Below are 21,132 nucleotides of genomic sequence, written 5' to 3'. Positions count from 1 at the left end.
GAAAATTAAGGCATAGGAGTTAAAAAAGATAATAATTTACAGTATGCACGAAGGGAAATTTTGTAGGTAACAATTGTTACGCTAATCGTGCTGGCAAAGGTCAGGTAAACCTACAAATATTGTTGGTTTGCGCCTACAACTGTGAATGCACATAAGAGAGGGCATATCATGGAAAAACTTGAGAAGTTGTACGAAGGCAAAGCCAAAAAACTGTATGCTACCGATGACACCAATGTGCTATGGGTTGAATACATGAACCAGGCAACAGCTGGTAACGGTCTGAAGAAAGCTCAGATTGCAGGTAAAGGCAGTTTAAATAACCGGATTACTTCGTTACTATTCCATTTACTTGAGGCGCGCGGCGTAAAAAGCCACTTCCTCGGACGAATTTCCGATACTGAACAACTTGTAAAGCGTATGCGCATGTTCCCACTGGAAATTATTATGCGAAATACTGCTGCAGGTTCTTTTGCAAAACGTTATAACGTTAAAGAAGGAACACCTTTAAAGAAGCCATTGTTGGAGTTCTGCGTAAAGTCCGACGAGCTTGGTGATCCATTTATTAATCCTGAAGGCGTTGTGGCTCTTGGATTAGCAACAGATGAAGAAATAGCAGAAGTCACTCGTCAAGCTCATGCTGTTAACAATGCTTTGTTGGATATTTTCTCAAAGATTGATGTTCAGCTTGTCGACTTCAAGATTGAAGAGGGCGTGGACGCCGAAGGAAATATTCTTCTCGCTGATGAAATAACTCCTGATACTTGCAGACTTTGGGATAAGCGCAATGCTGGTACGAACGGAGTAAGTCATTTGGACAAGGACTTGTTCAGGCGCGATTTAGGCGACATCATTCCTGCTTATGAAGAAATTCACGATAGGCTTGCATCTTTAGCTCAAAGCGAAGGTTTGGATGTTTCTGTGCGCAAACCTGACGATTGCGTAGAACGATAATGATTGTTGTGGCTCGTACCTTTAAGGGTGCGAGCCACATGCATTCTTAATGTGATTTTGAATAATTTAATATTTATAATTTAAAACCAATACAACAATAAACACTGCATTCATACCGCACATTCAACAAGGTAGGTTTCTCGTGGTATTTCGCGTATATGTGGAAAAACGCACTGGTTTTGACGTTCAAGCGCAACAGCTTTTACATGAGCTTAGGGAGATTCTTGGCATAAGCGCGATTACTTCCGCAAGAATTATTAACCGTTATGACGTTGAAGGTATCAGCAAAGATTTATTCGACAATGCTGTGCAAACAGTATTAAGCGAACCTCCAGTTGATAATACTTACGATTACTTGCCTATTGAAACCGACGAGCACGTATTTGCTGTAGAATTTTTGCCTGGTCAATTCGATCAGCGTGCGCAATCTGCTAGCGAATGCATTCAACTTATTAGTCAAGGCGAACGTCCAACAGTGCGCACTGCTAGAGTAATCGCTTTAAAAGGTGATCTTGACGAAAAAGCACTAAACGATATTAAACACTACGTTATTAATCCTGTTGAAGCGCGAGAAGCTTCACTTGATGAGGTAAAAAGTTTACAGCGAGAAGCAGTTGTACCATCTGATGTAGAAGTAATTAGCTCATTTAACGATTTAGACGAAGCTGGATTACAAGACTTTATTAATACTCGCGGTTTGGCAATGGATTTGGCTGACGCAAAGTTCTGCCAGAAGTATTTCTGTGAAGAACATAGAAATCCTACTATTACAGAAATTCGCGTTATTGATACGTACTGGTCCGACCACTGCCGTCACACGACTTTTGGCACCGAGCTTACAGATATTTCTATTGACGATAACACTGTTCAAGAAGCATTTAGCCGTTATCTTGATTTGCGAAAAGAACTAAATCGCGAAAATAAGCCTGTTTGCCTTATGGATATGGCAACTATTGGCGCAAAATACTTAAAGCATACTGGCGAGCTTAAAAATTTGGACGAGTCAGAAGAAATCAACGCTTGCACAGTAAAAGTTAAAGTGGACGTAAACGGTCACGACGAAGATTGGCTATTCCTGTTTAAAAACGAAACACATAATCATCCTACAGAGATTGAGCCTTTCGGTGGAGCTGCAACGTGCATTGGTGGCTGCATCCGCGATCCTCTTTCTGGACGCTCTTACGTGTATCAAGCAATGCGCGTAACTGGTGCTGCAGATCCACGCACGCCTATTAGCGAGACTTTAAACGGTAAGCTTCCACAGCGAAAAATCGTAACTTCTGCCGCCGCAGGATACTCTTCTTACGGAAATCAAATTGGTTTAGCTACTGGCGAAGTGCATGAACTTTATCATCCGGGTTATGTTGCAAAACGTATGGAGGTTGGTGCGGTTGTTGCCGCTACCCCAGCCGACCATGTGCGCAGAGAAACTCCAGCTCCTGGCGATGTGATTATTCTTCTTGGTGGACGCACTGGCAGAGATGGCATTGGTGGTGCTACCGGCGCTTCTAAAGCTCAAGATGTTGAAAGTATTGAAGAGTGCGGAGCTGAAGTTCAAAAAGGTAATGCTCCTATTGAGCGAAAACTCCAACGACTTTTCCGACGCAAGGATGCTTGCCAACTTATTAAGCGTTGCAACGATTTTGGCGCTGGCGGCGTTTCTGTCGCAACTGGCGAAATTGCCGACGGCTTAACTATTAATCTCGACAAAGTTTCTAAAAAGTATGAAGGTCTCGATGGCACTGAGCTTGCTATTTCTGAATCTCAAGAGCGCATGGCTGTCGACGTTGCGTCAAGTGATGCTGAAGAATTTTTGAAGTATGCTCGTGAAGAAAATCTTGAAGCAGAAATAATAGCGACTGTTACTGAAGAAGCGCGAATGCGAATGACTTGGCGTGGAAAAACCATTGTTGACTTAAGCAGAGCATTCTTAGCTTCTAATGGCGCTCCAAAACAGCAGATACTGCATATTGAAAGTGGAGAATCTTACGAAACTCCATGGCAGAATCAGTCAAATTTGCCGTTAGAAAAGCGCATGCATAACTTAGTTTCGGATATTAATATTGCTTCAAATAAAGGCTTATCTGAACGATTTGATTCTACTATTGGCGCTGCTACTGTGCTTATGCCTTTTGGCGGTCGCCGTCAGCTTACTCCTGCTCAAGCTATGGTTGCTAAATTCCCAGTATTTGGCGAAACAAACACAGCTTCCGCAATGGCTTGGGGCTTTAATCCGTATTTAATGGAAAAAAACCAATTCACTGGTGCCTATGTTGCTGTTGTTGAATCATTGGCAAAGCTAGCAGCTAGCGGTTTCACGCGCGAACGTGCTTACTTGAGTTTGCAAGAATATTTTGGCAAGCCTCACGATATTCCAGAGCGTTGGGGAAAGCCAGCTGCAGCAGTTCTTGGTGCTTTAAGTGCACAGCTTGATTTTGGAGTTGGTGCTATTGGCGGCAAAGATTCTATGAGCGGCAGTTTTGAGAATCTGGATGTGCCACCAACTTTGATTTCGTTTGCTGTTTCTACCGGAAACGCACGTTTAACTGTTTCACCTGAATTTAAGGGTGTAAATCATAAAGTTATACGTATTGCTCCAAAGTATAAATCCGACGGAATCACTCCAGAAAAAGAAAGCTTCCTGAAAGCACTAGAAATTGTAGAAAATATTACGAAAAACAAGCAAGCTCTTGCTATATCTACTCCTGGCTACGGTGCTAGCGCAGAAAGCTTATTCAAAATGACGCTTGGAAATCATATTGGTCTTAAATTATTCAACAATTTAAGCGACGATGATTTATTTAAGCCAGCATATGGAAGCTTCTACGTTGAACTCAAGGAAGACGCTGAAGTTCCATCTTTAGCTAATACAAGCTTGGTTGACGTTGAGATTGTTGGCGAAACAACTGAAAATTACGCAATTACTTCATCAAATAGCGAAGAAATTGATTTAAGTGATTTGCAAAAGGTTTGGGAAAGCGAACTTTCCTCAATCTTCCCGTACAAAAAGCCTGGCGAGATTGTAGAAACTATTAATAACAAAACTAATGTTTCTACTACAAATCACATGCACATAGGAAAACTAAAGCCGCTTTCGCATCCTCGCGTTATTATCCCGGTTTTCCCTGGAAATAATTGCGAATACGATACGCAAGCTGCTTTTGAAAAAGCTGGAGCAGACGCTCATACGCTTATTATTAATAATTTAAGCGCAAAAGATATTGCACAATCAGCTGAGAAATTGGTTGAAGAGATTAAAAAGAGTCAAATTGTAATGATTCCGGGAGGCTTCTCCGGAGGCGATGAGCCGGACGGTTCTGCGAAATTCATTACAGCATTCTTTAGGAATCCAGCAGTAACAGACGCAGTTCGTGACTTGCTTAATAATCGTGACGGTTTAATGCTTGGAATTTGCAATGGCTTCCAAGCGCTTATTAAGCTGGGCTTGGTTCCTTTTGGAGATATTGTTCCTATGGATTCTAACTGCCCAACTCTTACCTACAACACTATTGGCAGACACCAAAGTAGGATTGTTCGCACTAGAGTTGCTTCAAATCTTTCACCATGGTTAGCAAATACGCAAGTTGGAGACATGCATACTGTTGCAATTTCTCATGGAGAAGGTCGCTTTATTGCTACTAACGAAGTTATGGAAAAGCTTATTAAAAACGGTCAAATAGCTACACAATATGTTGACAGCAATGGCGTACCAAGTATGAGCTTAAACGTAAATCCTAATGGCTCAATGATGTCAGTAGAAGGTATTACAAGCCCAGACGGTCGAGTTTTTGGAAAAATGGGACATTGCGAGCGCGCAGGTCGTGACTTGTATGTCAATATTCCTGATTTCCATGAGCAACCATTGTTTGAAGCTGGCGTTGAATATTTCACTGCATAAGCTTTAGTTTACAGTTGCAAAACTTGTATCAAAATAACTACAAATTCGACGATTACAATCATCGATTATTAGGGGGTATGAATGTCTGCAGAACTTGAAGATATTCACGAAGAATGCGGCGTATTTGGTGTGTGGGGTCATCAAGATGCAGCTAGGCTGACATATTTTGGACTTCATGCGCTACAGCATCGAGGACAAGAAGGTGCCGGCATTGTATCTAACGACAATGGCAAACTGCATGGGTATCGCGGATTGGGATTGCTAACTCAAGTATTTAGCAATGAACAAGTTATGGATCGTCTTACTGGAAACCGGGCTATCGGTCACGTGCGATATGCTACTGCAGGTTCTGGAAGCGTTGATAACATTCAGCCTTTCCTATTCCGTTTCCACGATGGAGACGTAGCTCTTGCTCATAACGGAAATTTGACAAATTGCACTAGCCTACGTAATTCCTTGGAAGATAAAGGCTCAATATTCCACTCAAATTCTGATACTGAAATATTGATGCATTTGATTCGCCACTCTAGTAAAGCAACTTTTATGGATCGTCTAAAAGAAGCTTTACAAACTGTTCATGGCGGTTTTGCTTACTTATTGCTTACTCAAGATGCATTAATTGGAGCAACTGATCCAAATGGTTTCCGCCCTCTTTCGCTTGGTCGTATGAAGAACGGCGCGTACGTGCTCGCTTCTGAAACTTGTGCGCTTGATATTGTGCGAGCAGAGTTTATTCGCGATATTGAGCCTGGCGAAATCATTGTTATTAATGACGATGGCTACACTATTGAGCAATATACGAAGCACGTACAGCATGCAGTATGCTCAATGGAATTTATTTATTTCGCTCGCCCAGATTCTAATATTTACGGTATTAATGTTCATTCTGTGCGAAAGCGTATGGGTGCGCGTTTGGCTAAAGAATCTCCTGTTGAAGCAGATATGGTTATTGGAGTACCTAATTCTTCACTTTCTGCTGCTGCAGGATACGCTGAAACAAGCGGAATTCCAAACGAAATGGGATTGATTAAAAACCAGTATGTTGCACGCACTTTTATTCAACCGACGCAAGAATTACGCGAGCAAGGCGTTCGTATGAAACTTTCTGCTGTTCGTGGTGTGGTTGCAGGAAAACGCGTTATTGTTATTGACGATTCGATTGTTCGCGGAACTACTTCTAAGCGCATTGTGCAATTGCTTCGAGAAGCTGGCGCTAAAGAAGTGCATATGCGTATTTCTTCCCCTCCGCTTAAATATCCTTGCTTCTACGGTATCGATATTCAAACTACGAAGGAACTTATTGCAGCAAAGCATTCAGTTGAAGAAATTCGCGAATATATCGATGCTGATTCCTTAGCATTTTTGTCTTTAGATGGATTAGTCGAGTCGATTGGATTAAAAAAGCCTGCTCCTTATGGCGGTTTGTGCGTTGCTTACTTTAATGGCGACTACCCTACTGCACTAGACGATTACGGCGAAGAATTCTTGGCTTCCCTTACTCCTGAAGAACGCGAACATTTGCAAGAAGTAAGGAAACATAGTAAATATTCGCACGAAAATCTTATATAACTTAATAATTTAATTGTTTATTGCAATTTATAAATAAAACTTAAGAAAATACTTATAACAGTGTTACGAAAGGAACCGATATGCCACATGCATATGAAGAAGCTGGCGTAAGCGTAGAAGCAGGATACGAAGTAGTACGTCGTATTAAATCTCATGTAAATCGCACAAAGCGCCCAGGCGTTGTAGGTGGCATTGGCGGATTTGGCGGCTTATTTGATTTGGCGTCTCTTGGTTACAAAGAGCCAGTGCTGATTTCTGGCACAGATGGCGTTGGAACCAAGCTTGTGATTGCAAAAATGATGAATAAGCATAACACTATTGGCATTGATTGCGTTGCAATGTGCGTAAACGATATTGCAGCTCAAGGTGCCGAGCCGCTTTTCTTCCTCGATTACATTGCGTGCGGAAAAAACAATCCTGAAATACTTGAGCAGGTAGTTTCAGGCGTTGCAGACGGTTGCGTGCAATCAGAAGCAGGTTTAATTGGCGGCGAAACTGCTGAAATGCCTGGAATGTACGACGAGGACGAGTACGATCTTGCAGGTTTTGCAGTAGGCGTTGCAGAACGTTCGAATATTGTTGACGGCTCCACTATTACTGCCGGCGACGTGCTTATAGGACTTCCTTCTTCAGGAGTTCATTCAAACGGATTCTCTCTTGTTCGCAAAGCTTTGTTTGAAGAAGCAGGTTTTAGCGTTGACACCAAACTAGATGAGCTTGATGGCAAAACACTTGGCGAAGTTCTTCTTGAACCTACTCGAATCTACGTAAAAGCTTTAAAGCCACTTTTTGCAGAACATCTTATTAAGGGAGTTGCTCATATTACAGGCGGCGGATTTATTGAAAATGTTCCACGCATGTACGCAGATGATTTGGCTGCAAAAATTGATACTACTAGCTGGAGCGTTCCACCTATTTTTGGAGTTATTGAAAAAGCTGGAAAAGTTGCTCACGCTGAAATGTTCAACGTTTTTAATATGGGTATTGGCATGGTTTTGGCAGTTGACGAAAACAAAGCAGACGAGGCAATGCGAATACTAAACGAGCATGACGAAACAGCTTATATTATTGGCAAAATGGCTAAACGCGAAAACGCTGCAGTCGAATTGTTGTAATCCACAAAACAGCAAAATATAAAGCTGCAAAACAGTAGACAGCAAAATCTTAAAGCAATAAAGGATTAAAATGAAAGTTTTAGTAGTTGGTTCTGGCGCTCGCGAACACGCTATTGCACACGCGCTACTTAAAGGAGAAAGCGTTGAAGAAGTAACTGTTGCTCCTGGAAATCCTGGTATTGCAGCAGATGGCATTCAAACTGCAAACATAAGTCAATCAGATCATGACGCTCTTATTAAGTTCGTTAAAGACAATAACTACGATTTTGCGTTCATTGGTCCTGAAGTTCCGCTTATGAATGGCATTGTTGACGATTTTGAAGCGCATGGAATTGCCGCTTTTGGTCCAAACAAAGCCGCAGCTCAAATTGAAGGCTCTAAAGATTTCGCAAAAAAGCTTATGGCTCGTCACAGTGTTCCAACTGCCTCCTACAAAACATTTGACGCTTTGGAGCCGGCACGCGCATACGTTATTGAGCATGGTGCTCCAATTGTTATTAAAGCGGATGGTTTAGCTGCTGGAAAAGGCGTTACTGTTGCTATGGATGAGCAAACAGCAGTTGATGCTTTGGAGGATATTTTCGTCGATCATCGTTTTGGTCAAGCCGGAGCAAAAGTTGTTATTGAAGAATTTTTGCAAGGCCAAGAGTTTTCGCTTATGAGTTTTGTAAGCGGAACTGATTTTTGGGTTATGCCTATTTCTCAAGATCATAAGCGTGCTTACGACGGCGACAAAGGACCAAATACTGGCGGCATGGGAGCTTATAGCCCTGTGCCACAAATTAGCGACGAAACAGTTCAGCGTGCTATCGACGAAATTGTGCGCCCAACTGTCGAAGGACTAGCTAAAGAGGGTACGCCTTTTACTGGTGTGCTTTATGCTGGCTTAATTGATACAGCAACAGGTCCTAAAGTTATTGAGTTTAATGCTCGTTTTGGAGACCCAGAAACAGAAGTTGTACTTCCTCGCCTTACTTCAGATTTTGGTGCAGCTATATGGAATATTTTGCAGCATAAAAATCCGACTTTTACTTGGAAAAATGGCGGTGTTACGCTCGGCGTGATCATTGCTAGCGAAGGCTACCCTGGCACTTTAGTTACTGGAACTCAACTTCCTCAAATTCCTGTTGACGAAAACCAAGGTCAGCACGTGTATTATGCAGGAGTAAAAAGCGATGAAGAAAGCGGAAAACTTCTTACTTCTTCAGGCAGAGTAGCTCTTGTACAAGTGCATGGAGACGACGTAAAAGACGCTCAAAACAACGTCTACAGCATATTAGATAAGCTTAATCTTCCGCACATGTTCTTTAGGCATGATATCGCAGAAAAAGCTTTAAAATAGTTTGTTAATTAAATATAGTTTTCATTAACAAACTGCAAATCAATAAGCCCCTCGCTATTTGAAACATACTATGTATCAAATACAAACGAGGGGCATTTTAATGATCAAACTAGCTTTTAGCGCGGCGCGGTAATTTCATAAAATCAGTATTACGCAAATAATGCTTTCCAGCAGTAATATCGTATTGTATTAAGCGATAGTCGTGAAGAAGTTGACGTGACTTCTTATCCATCTTAGACAAAATCATCGGATTACCATCATTATCCAAATAAATTGATTGTCCTTCAGGAATTCTATCCCATCCTTGAATAGTATTTACAACAGGAGGCTCCATAGCACTCACATGCTCATGCAGACGAGTTAAGAAAGCAAGATACGGAGAAACTTTAGCGTTCATATGTAAAGCAGCCTGAGAAATAAAGAAGTTAGGTGAAGAATACTTATTAGTACGATCTACATCTTTATTTGTATTAGAATGCTCTACATTTTTGTTTGAAGATTTTTTCTCACTACGCTCTTTACGCTCCAAAGCAACTTTATTTGACCAAATAAAATAATCAGTCAAATGCAAAGACAATGAATTCTTTTCATCCGAACTTGCAGTACCGTAAATTCCTGGCAAATGGTCACCATAAAACATAACAGTAATAGGCTTATTCAGTTTATCTAAACTCTTCAAAAACGCTTGCGTCGCCTCATCAGTGTGCTGCACACCCTTAGCATACGTTTCAATAGAAGTTTTTTCATCATCACCAAGATCAGCGGCACCATCTTTAGAAGACGCTTCGAATTCATTATTCGCATACCAATCCCTATAAGGCATGTGGTTTTGCATAGTAACAATTTGTACGAACCTAGGTTGCTTATGTTCTTTAATCTTTTCTAACGCACTCTTATATGCTGATGCGTCAGAAACATATGGCGATTTATCTAGCACATCACGGTGAGCAATAACATCAGGTCCTTGCAATGCGTAGAACTTACTAAATCCAAACTTTTTGTAATTAGTAGCGCGCAAATACATGCTCGGCTCATACGGGTGGAAAGCTATAGACTTAATAGAATTACGAGAATCATCCCAATATTGATTAATAGTTGGAGACCATTGAGCATTAGGAACCAACTGCTGATACGGACTAGTCATTGAAGGATCAAAATTAGCCATGCTCAAACCAGTTAAAGACATGTACTCTAGGTTTGCAGTACCGCCACCGTAACCAGAAGAAAGCATCAAACCACTATCCGTATGCTTCTTCAAATTGCTAATAAATGGTATTGGATTCTTGTTCAACTTCAAACCAGGAACACGAGTAGGATCAGAGAACGATTCAGACAAAATAAGAATAAAAGTATTATCGTTCATATTTGTTGTACGAGAACGATTTATACGTTTAGCTTCATCGTTATAACGCTTGTATACAGCCTTCATAGTTTCTTCACTGTAATCAGCCGGCCTATCCATAATTTTAGGATTTACATTACGCAAAAATGCCACAATGGCACCATTGCGTTGAGCGTCATAAACAGAATCCCACATAGCAGGACTGTCACCAAGCATTTTAGAAAAAACATTAGCCGAAGAGTCAACTGTGCCAACGCCGCCAATATACCAGCTTAAATTCCCTATTAAAATCAACGCAATTGCAACACGAATGCCAGCAGAATAGCGCCAATCTTTAAATTGCACAATCTTTCCATGATTTGTATCAAATATGTGTAAGCAAACAGTTGTAACTAAAAGCAAAATAAAAACGCCTAAAGCAACACCAATGACCATAGGAGCATTATCTGGCAAAAATGAAGCGACATTACCAGTGTTACTTTTTAAAAAGTTTAAGTCCGCAGGAAGAATAGTTTCATAACGAACATTTACTTTCATATATTCAATAACAGCAATAAGCAATGAAACACTTAGAATTATCGCACTTGATATCCAAAATCGGTTACTAATCAAAAGAATTAAACCGTATATCATCGCAACAACGAGCGCACTAAGAACAATAACAAAATTAAGTTCTCTCCAAGTTTTAGTTATTAATCCCCAACGTCCACCAGACATTGCAGAAGTCATCTCAACTCTTCCAGCGCGCTGCACACCCATTTGCACAATAATTACCGACATGCCGTCAATAACAAAGAAAAGAAATGCATACAGCCAATACGGAACTTTCAAGCGCAAAAATGACTTCATACTATCCTCAATAAATTACACACATACTAATTATTACTAATAATGTGCAAGTTTACTTATTGCTATCGTCATAACTTTTTAACAATGCATTGAAACAAGAAAAATAGCGATTTTAATACTTAGGACTGATTACAATATATGTTTCGATATTTATTATTTAAATAGAATAAATAATAAAAATAAAACAAATATTGAGGAAAATTTCAGATACTAGCATTACATTACTAGGTTGGGCAATTACTGTGCGTATATGTCGCTTAGATTGGTAACTGGTACGCAAATTAGACTAGAAAGTATAGGAGTCAAACATGCTGCAATTGGCAAAAGTGAGTCTTTTGCAAGGATGGCTACCAATAAGCCTTTTTAGCGTAAATGGTATTTCTTTAGTCTTGTTGCTTTTTATGAAAACAAAACGCGGCAAGAAAATGTTCCACTTACTAATACAGCTTGCAATAGGTGTCATAACATTTTTTGTCGGTGGAATAATTGCTTGGCTTATTTCTGACGTGTTTCTTGTATTCGGAGTAAGTCTTGGATGGCTCGTTATTTTTTCTATTGCATGCGGCTTCGGGCTTATAGGTTTTGCAGCAACAGCACTTGTTTTCTTACACAAATGGAGGAAACTAGTTGCAGTAATAGCTATTATCTTGACGTTAGCAAGCACAGCTCTTCATGTAGACATGATTTATGGGGAATACACGACAATAGGTTCAATATTTGGAATGGGCGGTTTTCCAAAACTAGAAGTTAATAAGCAAAAATCCGCATCCTCTAGTATTAAGCAGTGGAGAGAGTTAGCAGCACAACAAAAACTGCCAAAACTTCCTAAAAAAGGTATTGTTCGTTCAGTTTATATCCCTAACACTGCTTCACATTTCAATGCTAGAATAGCGAACGTATACTTGCCACCTGCTGCACTTGTTAAAAAACCACCAAAACTGCCAGTTATGGTCATGTTCGCAGGACAACCTGGTAGCCCTAATCACTTTTTTGCAGCAAGCGATATTGCAAATACTTTAGACAATTACGCGAAAGATCACTACGGTCTTGCACCTATTGTTGTAGCTCCTGACCAAAATGGTGAATCTTCGCATAATTCTCTGTGTGCGGATACACATGTGTTCGGCAAAGCAGAAACATATTTAATTAATGATGTTCCTAAATGGATACGCAAACATTTGCCAGTAAGCAAAGATCCTAAAATGTGGCTTATGGGCGGCTTCTCACAAGGAGGCACTTGCTCAACGCAACTAGTTCCATCTCACCCTGATATATTTGGAAACATTTTTTCTGCCGGAGGGGAACTAGAACCAACGTATAAGAATCGCCAAGAAACAATTAATCATTATTTCAATGGAAACACATCAGAATATGAGCGACACGTACCTAGTGTGATAATGCGTAAAAATGCTCCTTTGAAACAAAATTATTACGCTATTGCGGGCTCATGGGATACTAAATCTCAAGCGAATCAGGCAACCATCGCACTAAGCGCACATCGCGCTGGAATGAACGTTATAACCATGCTTTCTCAAGGCAATGGTCATGATTGGCACACAGTAAAAGCTGGATTAAAAATAGCAATTGATCAATTCTGCAAAAAAACAGGTATTTCAAGCACTGCACCAAAACTTAATACCTACCAAAATGTACAAATTCTTATCAACCAGCAGGTGAATCGAGACTAATATGATGCTGTCTTTCTTTCATAAACGTTGTAAGAAAAATGATTCTGATTCTAAACATTCAGCAATTCGGCATACAAAAATATTGATGCACGATTTCATAGCTTGGATGCAACATAAAGTTTTTGCATTAACACTTACGTGCATTTTTATTGTTATAAATTGCATACATTGGGTTGTATTAACGCTTATGCATTTTTATACTTATGGCACAAGCGCTACTCTTGCACAATTGTTTATGCGGCATCATCGCTCAAAAGGTCCAAGCCTATTCTTCGGGCACGGAAACGTCACAGAGCTGCTGACAAAAGTATGTCATTCGCTTATTTTCGTAAATAATATGCCATCTCTTATGGTTAATTGTTTACTTGTTGCCGTACTTATTGGCGTTGCAGAAACTCGTATAAGTAGACTTAATATTATTTATATTGCAATATTTAGCACACTTGTTGGCATAATTGTAGGATTAACAATCATAGGTAATCTTTCAATCATTATTCGAAACATGCATTGGATTACCAAGATTCCTATTCGACTATCTCCATTCACACTGTTTATTGGCGCTTTTATGGCTTCTGCATCTTACGAATCTATTTTGTGGCGCAGAAGAACTTTAGTAATTGGATACGCTACTACTTCAGCAATGCTTCTTTATAGTGGAAATCCTGGCGATTATTGCACTATTATTGCAGCCCTTACAGGGCACATCATCGGCAATATTATGAGCAAAACAAAAGGCGTTAAACGAAGTGTAAACTGGTGGGAAGGTACAGATTACGAAATTCGCAGGCTTTTTGCAGTAGCTCAGAGCATTATTGCATTAGGTCCAGTGTTGGCATTATCTTCGCGCTCTCACGCAGGAATTCTTACTACTCTTGGTTTGTTTATGTCACCGCAACTAGGCTCTAAAACATGGCTTACGCGATGCATGACAAATTACAGTACAAATAATTGTTTTCTTCATTCAGGTCTACATCACGCTGCAATTGGCGGATTATGGATTCGCATTCTATTACCAAGCATCACACTGATGATTATTGCGTGGGGAATGTTACGAGGGCGTAGACTAGCTGCATTAACTTCTATATTTATAAACGCACTAACTGTGCTATATGCAGGAATGTATTTCACTGTTTTGCCTTTAATTGCCACAAAACAAAATATTTTGGAACATCAACATAATGCTGTTGCTGTTGCTTTTATGCTTACAGCTCTCCCACCATTATTGCTTACTATTTTGTTGATAATTAATTTAAAGCATTTTTCTGTTCATACGAGCAAACTACAGGCACGTTTGGGACTAATAGCGATTTTTATAGCATTGTACATAACTGGCGCTGGATATGTTGCTTTTGGTCTTATGATACCTGAAGAATTTACTCCATCTGCTGATGTTTACCACTTATTGCGAGATTTACCAGGGCGCTGGATGCCTATGGGATTTGGAAACAGATCTAACGCAATGCTTCGCACTGAAACACCTCTATCTTCTTTACTAGCACAAAGCGTGGGCGTGATATTCTGGGCAATATTGTTTATTGTCTGCTTTACGTGGTTCCGCAGCAGCATCTCTACAAGCGAAAACGATAGAAAAAAAGCAAGCTCATTAGTAGAACTTGGCGGAAACACAATGAGCTTTATGACGACTTGGGCAAATAACCATTATTGGTTCTCTCAAAGCGGGCAATCTGCAATCGCCTATAGACTAAATTACGGTATTGCGCTCACTCTTACAGAGCCTTTTGGAGATGAAAAAGAGTATTCGCAAGATATTCGAGGATTTATTAAATTATGCGAGCAAAATTCGTGGTCTCCAGCATTCTATGCTGTGCACGATAAAACGCGTCAAGAACTAGAAAAACTTGGATTTACTTCTATTAAAGTCGGAACAGACATGCTAGTAGACCCTAATGCTTGGCAGACGCGAGGGAAAAAATGGCAAGATATTCGTACAGCTATAAACAAAGCAAAACGAGATGGAATTGCCGACGTACTTACAACATATAACGAAGCCTCTTGGGACATACAGCAACAAATTGTAGAAATTTCAGAAGAATGGGCAGAGTTAAAAGCTCTTCCAGAAATGAAATTTACTCTCGGCGGACTTGACGAACTTCAGGATAGCCGCGTCAAAATTTTATACGCTATTAATGAAGACGGCAGGGTACTTGGAGTAACTAGCTGGATGCCAACATATAGAAATAATCGAATTATTGGTTGGACGCTTGATTTTATGCGTCACCGCACAGATAGTCCTAATGGGATTATGGAATTATTAATTGCTAGAATGGCAGAACGTTTAAGAGATGAAGGATTAGAAAACCCAGATTGCGCTGTAGAATTTATGAGCCTTTCTGCAGCACCTCTAGCTGGCATAAACGAAGACACATTGAACGAAAATGGTCAAAAATCTTCTAACGTTATTAATCATGCGCTAGAAATGATGTCTGACATTTTGGAACCAGCTTATGGATTCAAATCACTATATTTCTTCAAGAAAAAATTCCAACCATCTGCAAGTTCCGTATATGTTTGCTATATGGATTCTGCAAAATTAGCTCAGATTTCACTAGCTGTAACTCACGCCTATTTACCGGAAGCTAATCCTAAACAAATACTAGAAATGGTAAAATCATTGCGACCAAAAAGCAATGAAGCGAACAAATAATTTGTTAAGTTTTAGATAAACTTCGGCGAGTTCTCCCTAGTGTTGCGTAAAGTAACAAGTGCACGTCAGGGAGGTTCATCGTGTCAGAAGTAAAGCCAACCGTCGCTGTCGTAATGGGATCCTCAAGTGATTGGGAAACCATGCGTCATGCTTGTGAAATTCTAGATAAATTCCAAGTTCCGTATATGAAACGAGTTATTTCCGCACATCGTACACCAGAATTAATGGCAGATTTTGCGCATAATGCTCGCTCAAACGGTTTCAAAATTATTATTGCTGGAGCCGGCGGAGCTGCCCACTTGCCTGGCATGATTGCGGCACAAACCACGCTTCCTGTTATTGGAGTGCCAGTACGCTCGCATGCGCTATCAGGCTGGGATTCATTGCTTTCAATAGTACAAATGCCAGGAGGTATTCCTGTTGCAACTACTGCAGTTGGAAACTCTGGAGCAACAAATGCTGGATTGCTTGCTGTAAGCATTCTAAGCACAACTGATAATCGTCTTGCTAAAGAACTAGCAGAATATCGCAATGAACTAAAAGAAAAAGTCGAGGAATCAAATGCCAACCTTATCTGAAGTAACTAATGGCGCTGTTGAACGTTTAATGCCAGGATCCACTATTGGAATTATTGGTGGCGGCCAGTTAGGGCGCATGATGGCTATTGCAGCTCGCCATATGGGTTTTCGTATTGGTGTTCTTGATCCTACGCTTGACTGCCCTGTGTTCCAAGTAGCAGATTTGCAGGTTGAAGCCAATTACGACGATCCTGAAGGCTTGCGTGAGCTTGCTGAACGTTGCGATGTATTAACTTACGAATTTGAAAATGTTAACGCAGACGCACTTGATAAAGTTCGTCATTTAACCGCAATCCCACAAGGAACTGACCTGTTACGCGTAACTCAAGATCGCGTCAGTGAAAAAACGTTCATTAATAGTCATAAAATCGAAACAGCTCCGTGGCGTGAAGTAAATAATTTAGACGACTTAGATACTGCTATTGACGAAATAGGCTTGCCAGCAATTCTTAAAACTCGTCGCGGCGGCTACGACGGTCATGGCCAAGATGTTTTGCGTACAGAAGAAGACGTTGCTAACATTCACCATCGCTCGGATCGCGGAGGAAAATTCCCTCCTTCAATTCTCGAGGGTTTCGTTGATTTTGCTTTTGAAGCATCGATCCTGGTTTCTGGAAATGGTAAGGATTTCGTAACTTATCCTCTAGTAAAAAACGTGCATCACAATAGTATTTTGCACATGACTTTAGCTCCTGCAGTAGTTGATCCTGAAGTTGAAAAAACAGCTCACGAATTAGCTTTGCGCTTAGCTAAAGGATTCGAACTAGCAGGAACATTAGGAATTGAGCTTTTCATCACTAAAGATAATCGCGTAGTAGTAAACGAACTCGCTCCTCGCCCTCACAATTCCGGGCATTATACGATTGAAGCTTGCGATATGGATCAATTTGAAGCACATATTCGCGGTATTGTTGGTTGGCCTTTAAAGAAGCCTAAGCTACTTTCCCCTGCTGTTATGGTAAATGTTCTTGGACAACATGTGGCTCCTACGCGTTCGCTGATTTTGGAACATCCAGAATGGCATATACACGATTATGGAAAAGCTGAAGTTCGTAAGAATCGCAAAATGGGTCATATTACTGTGCTATGCGATAATCCTGTTGATGCCGCTGCCGCATTAGATGCAACAGGCTGCTGGGACGACGAACTAGACTAAAAACGACGAAAGGATGCGAAATGTCTAGTGAGCCTATGCGTAGACATACAAAACAAAAAGAAATAGTACTCTCCTACTTACGCGAGTCTCGTAATTTTGTTTCTGCACAAGATTTGCACAGAATACTCGCCAAAGACGGGGAGATTATTGGCTTAGCAACAGTGTATCGTCAACTTAATTCGCTTACTCAAAGCGGCGAAGTAGACACAGTGCGTTTTAACGGTCAGCAATTATTCCGCATTTGCGACGAGAATACGCACCACCATCATTTAGTTTGCGAACGTTGCGGAAAAACTGTTGATATTGAGCCGCCTGACGACGAAGGCTGGATTCATAAAGTAGCTAAATCTCACGGGTATACTGTGGTGGATCATACGCTAGAAGTATTCGGCTTATGCGAAAGCTGCCGCGAAGAAGATAAGTAACCTGCGCGCGTCTTATTGACGCGTGCAGACCTCGCTTGCGTTGAAAGCACACCGTGCTTTCAACCTTGAGCAAGCTCGGCACTATGAAATCTTGAAATGCGCTATGCTATTTCAAGATTTCATAGTGCCCCCGACGCGACTCGAACGCGCAACCAACGGATTAGAAGGCCGTTGCTCTATCCTTTGAGCTACAGAGGCAAACAAATGGTTATTATACCAAAAAACTACTATCAACGCGCCATAAAATTATAAATATCAAACGTTTATATAAAAATTGTTATTCAATAATCCACGCAAGTGACATCAACACTGCAAGGAAGAACACATTGACAATAGTATACGTGAGCAAATAACGCCCACGGTAATGCGAATACTGGTGTGTAATTCCCTTATAAGAAATAAGCGAAGCCATAGAAGCAATCAAAGTACCCATTCCACCAAGATTCGTGCCAATAATAAGAAGCTTCCACTGATCACAGAATCCAGAAAGCAGAATCGTCGTCGGCACGTTGCTAATAAATTGGCTTGAAGCAATAGAAACTTCCATCGGATGCGTACCAACCCACATTTGCGCAAGATCGCTAAATCCAGCAACTCGACGCATATTGCCAATAAAAACAAAGAACATAATAAACGTGAGCGGCAAAGCCCAATCTAAAACACGGAATACGTGGCGGTCGCAAACAAGGAAAGCTGCAACCATAATGAGCACCATAATCCAGTCAGGAATCCATCCACTAACACCACACAAACAAACAACAAACAGCAAACTATAAACAGTAACACGCCAGCGAGTAAAACTCATGCCGTAACCCATAACACGAATTTCATCAGGCTGCGGATGACCATGTGAAGGGGCCAACACGCTTTGCTCAATATCGTCACCATGCAAACCTGCAAACTGGTCAACTGTGCGCGACTTAAAGAATACGAATGCAAATACGATCATCAACAGTGCTGCTGTAATCGTATAAGGCGCCATAATCTTCAAAAAATCTTGCGTAGACATATGAGTCAACGCCTTTAAATACAGATTGTGAGCATTGCCAATAGGAGTGAGCATACTTCCAACATTGGCACCAATAGTCATAAGCGTAATTACAAGAATTGACTGCTTTTCAGCATTCGCCATTACGAGCACAGATAGTGCAAAAGGCACAAAAGTTACGAGAGCAACGTCGTTCGTAATCCACATCGCCGAAAAGAATGTTAACGACATAAGCACGAGCACCAAGCCGCGCTCAGTGCGCACATGCCTTAGCAAACGCGCACCAATAGATCGAAACACACCAATGCGCTGGAATCCGCACACAACCATCATAAGGCACACTAATTGCGAAATAGTGTTGAGATGAATATAACTCAAATATTGCGGATCTGGAGGTACCAAAAAACAGGAAATAACTGCCAAAATTGCAGCAACAATAAGAATGGTTTCACACTTGACCACATTCAACAGCCAGCGCTTCATCATTCCTCCGTAACGCAATAGACATAATGACTCTATTATACTAGAAACCCAGTCCCACAATCGGGTTAAATTCCCGACAAAATCGTTGCAATAACAATAAATTAGCAACTATTAATAGCGTGATTTAGCCTAAAGTAGCTAACATAAAATTCCGCCCTTTTTTATGACACGCGCATTGAAAAAATTGCATTTAAAGACAAGATTGCGTATATCATAATAAAACAAAGAATTTGTTGTCTACACAAGAAGCGAATTATGGCAGAAATAAACAAAACAGAAGATCAAAAGCTTGAACAAAAACTTGCTCGTCAAATGCATCTTCGTGAAAACCACAAGCGCAATACTGCAGATTTAGTTGTTGAATGCTTGGTAAACGAAGGAGTTGAAGTAGTATTCGGTATTCCAGGTGAGGAAAATATTCCGCTTCTTGAAGCAATTGAGCGCGATGGACGAATTCGTTTTGTGCTTACTCGCCACGAGCAGGGCGCTGGTTTTATGGCAGCGACATACGCTCATATTACTGGAAAACCAGGCGTATGCTTGGCAACTCTAGGTCCTGGCGCATTGAATTTAACACTTCCTGTAGCTCAAGCAAACGCAAGCACCACACCGCTTGTAGCAATTTGCGCACAAGGTAACGTTTCTAGGCTTTATAAGGAATCTCACCAAATTATTGATTTGGTTGCACTCTTCCAGCCAATTACGCAATGGTCTTCTATGATGCTTGCTCCAGAATCTGCGCCAGAAATGGTTCGAAAAGCTTTCTCAATTGCCGGTCGCAACCGTCCGGGAGCCACATGCCTTGTTATTCCGGAAGATATCAGCGAAATGCCAGCACCTGACAACGCAAAGCCTCTTCCACTTCCACATCCGCTGCATATTATGCCAGCGCCAGACACTATTGAAGAAGCTGCGAAAATTATTAGTCAAGCAAAGCAACCTATTATTTTGGCTGGAAACGGCGTTGCGCGCTCTCACGCTGAGGATCAGCTTCTTGCGTTTGCTGAGCAGCTTAATGTGCCAGTTGCAACTACTTTCGAAGGTAAGGGCGTTTTCCCAGATAATCATCCGAATGCACTTGGCGTAGTCGGCTTCATGCATCGCGATTACGAGAACTTCGCGTTTGACACTGCTGATTTGATTATTGCTGTCGGCTTCTCAATTCAGCAGTTCGACCCGAAGAAAATCAACCCAAATATTGATAAAACTATTATTCACATCAATACTTTTGTGGAAGATACCGACGCACACTACCCTACTGCGCTGAATATTATGGCGAATATTGGCCAAACGCTTAAAACTCTTACAGAAGTATTAAAGACACGAAACATTACTTTTGACGTAAGTCACCCACGTATTCGACAACTACTTACGGAAGAATTACATTCTTGCGAAAACGACGAAAGCATGCCAATGAAACCACAGCGCGTAGTTTACGATATTCGCCGCGCTGTTCCTGAAGGCACGAAGGTTCTTGTAGATACAGGCGCTCTTAAAATGTGGATGGCACGATTGTACCCAACTATGCACCCGAATACTTGCATAATCGACAACAGTCTTTCAACTATGGCTTGGACGCTTCCAGGTGCTGTTGGAGCTTCGTTTATTCGCGATAATTCCGGCAAAATTAACACGAAACCGGTTTTGGCTGTGATGGGCGACGGAAGCTTTATGATGAACGTGCAGGAAATTGAAACTGCAGTGCGCGTTGGCAGCCGAATGGTAGTTCTTGTTTGGGAAGATAACGCGTACGGCTTAATCAAGTGGAAGATGGAGCTTCATGCAGGCGAGCACGAGTACGTTGATTTCCATAATCCGGACGTGCCAAAACTAGCTGAAAGCTTTGGCGCGCGCGGTCATGCTGTTAAAAAACCGGAGGATTTGTACAACATGCTTCGTGAAGCGCTGGATCAGGAAAGCGGCGTCGACGTGATTTCTTGCCCAGTTGACTACAGTGAGAATATGAAGCTTATTGAAAAGCTCGGCGATATTGACTTTAGTAACTGAGTTTCAATAAATTTTTGCAAACAAAAGGCTACGTAATCACGCTAGATTACGTAGCCTTTTGTTTGTTAGTACAGTT

Annotated in this window: 13 protein-coding genes and 1 tRNA gene; 11 read left to right on the top strand and 3 right to left on the bottom strand. The window is 41.1% G+C overall.

What is annotated here, in order from left to right; all coding sequences use genetic code 11:
* Positions 1-168: 168 nt before the first annotated feature.
* The 5 genes from purC to purD all read left to right on the top strand — a co-directional run bounded on the left by purC (position 169) and on the right by purD (position 8,875).
* The gene (purC, locus tag HXT38_RS01680) at positions 169-951 is read left to right on the top strand and encodes a phosphoribosylaminoimidazolesuccinocarboxamide synthase (RefSeq protein WP_004105967.1); all 783 of its coding nucleotides are present in this window, start codon (positions 169-171) and stop codon (positions 949-951) included.
* A 142-nt stretch (positions 952-1,093) separates the two neighbouring features.
* Entirely contained in the window at positions 1,094-4,849 is a 3,756-nt protein-coding gene (locus HXT38_RS01675; protein WP_421791949.1) for a phosphoribosylformylglycinamidine synthase, read from the top strand.
* Positions 4,850-4,930: 81 nt separating this feature from the next.
* The gene (gene purF, locus HXT38_RS01670; protein WP_004105975.1) at positions 4,931-6,418 is read left to right on the top strand and encodes an amidophosphoribosyltransferase; all 1,488 of its coding nucleotides are present in this window, start codon (positions 4,931-4,933) and stop codon (positions 6,416-6,418) included.
* Positions 6,419-6,498: 80 nt separating this feature from the next.
* The gene (gene purM, locus HXT38_RS01665) at positions 6,499-7,533 is read left to right on the top strand and encodes a phosphoribosylformylglycinamidine cyclo-ligase (protein ID WP_410297023.1); all 1,035 of its coding nucleotides are present in this window, start codon (positions 6,499-6,501) and stop codon (positions 7,531-7,533) included.
* Between the two features lie 70 nt (positions 7,534-7,603).
* Positions 7,604-8,875 (top strand): phosphoribosylamine--glycine ligase, encoded by a 1,272-nt coding sequence (gene purD / locus HXT38_RS01660; RefSeq protein WP_421791947.1) that lies wholly within the window; start codon positions 7,604-7,606, stop codon positions 8,873-8,875.
* A 109-nt stretch (positions 8,876-8,984) separates the two neighbouring features.
* Here purD and HXT38_RS01655 read toward each other — a convergent pair whose 3' ends face one another.
* Positions 8,985-11,066 (bottom strand): LTA synthase family protein, encoded by a 2,082-nt coding sequence (locus HXT38_RS01655; RefSeq protein WP_421791945.1) that lies wholly within the window; start codon positions 11,064-11,066, stop codon positions 8,985-8,987.
* A 308-nt stretch (positions 11,067-11,374) separates the two neighbouring features.
* On the opposite strand from HXT38_RS01655, the gene HXT38_RS01650 reads away from it, so the two are divergent.
* The 5 genes from HXT38_RS01650 to HXT38_RS01630 all read left to right on the top strand — a co-directional run bounded on the left by HXT38_RS01650 (position 11,375) and on the right by HXT38_RS01630 (position 17,578).
* A complete protein-coding gene (locus HXT38_RS01650; RefSeq protein ID WP_064340224.1) occupies positions 11,375-12,754 on the top strand; it encodes an alpha/beta hydrolase in 1,380 nt (459 codons plus the stop codon).
* 1 nt (position 12,755) lies between these two features.
* Positions 12,756-15,419, top strand: coding sequence for a bifunctional lysylphosphatidylglycerol flippase/synthetase MprF (locus HXT38_RS01645; RefSeq protein WP_421791943.1), 2,664 nt, complete (start codon positions 12,756-12,758; stop codon positions 15,417-15,419).
* A gap of 113 nt (positions 15,420-15,532) precedes the next feature.
* The gene (purE, locus tag HXT38_RS01640; protein ID WP_217430206.1) at positions 15,533-15,997 is read left to right on the top strand and encodes a 5-(carboxyamino)imidazole ribonucleotide mutase; all 465 of its coding nucleotides are present in this window, start codon (positions 15,533-15,535) and stop codon (positions 15,995-15,997) included.
* Positions 15,981-17,153 (top strand): 5-(carboxyamino)imidazole ribonucleotide synthase, encoded by a 1,173-nt coding sequence (gene purK / locus HXT38_RS01635; protein WP_004106000.1) that lies wholly within the window; start codon positions 15,981-15,983, stop codon positions 17,151-17,153. Before purE ends, purK begins: the two co-directional genes overlap by 17 nt.
* A 20-nt stretch (positions 17,154-17,173) precedes the next feature.
* On the top strand, positions 17,174-17,578 hold the full coding sequence (locus HXT38_RS01630; protein WP_421791941.1) for a Fur family transcriptional regulator: 405 nt from the start codon (positions 17,174-17,176) through the stop codon (positions 17,576-17,578).
* A 125-nt stretch (positions 17,579-17,703) separates the two neighbouring features.
* Here HXT38_RS01630 and HXT38_RS01625 read toward each other — a convergent pair.
* Positions 17,704-17,776: transfer RNA gene (locus tag HXT38_RS01625), tRNA-Arg, on the bottom strand.
* Positions 17,777-17,855: 79 nt separating this feature from the next.
* Positions 17,856-19,049 (bottom strand): SLC13 family permease, encoded by a 1,194-nt coding sequence (locus HXT38_RS01620; RefSeq protein WP_064340223.1) that lies wholly within the window; start codon positions 19,047-19,049, stop codon positions 17,856-17,858.
* Between the two features lie 312 nt (positions 19,050-19,361).
* Between HXT38_RS01620 and HXT38_RS01615 the strand changes: the two genes are divergently transcribed.
* Positions 19,362-21,056 (top strand): acetolactate synthase large subunit, encoded by a 1,695-nt coding sequence (locus HXT38_RS01615; protein ID WP_032835521.1) that lies wholly within the window; start codon positions 19,362-19,364, stop codon positions 21,054-21,056.
* Positions 21,057-21,132 lie beyond the last annotated feature (76 nt).

The organism is Gardnerella sp. DNF01157, from assembly GCF_049244225.1.
Taxonomy (GTDB): Bacteria; Actinomycetota; Actinomycetes; order Actinomycetales; family Bifidobacteriaceae; genus Bifidobacterium; species Bifidobacterium leopoldii.
Note: the sequence above shows the minus strand (reverse complement) of the source record. Positions and strands in the feature narration are given on the sequence as shown.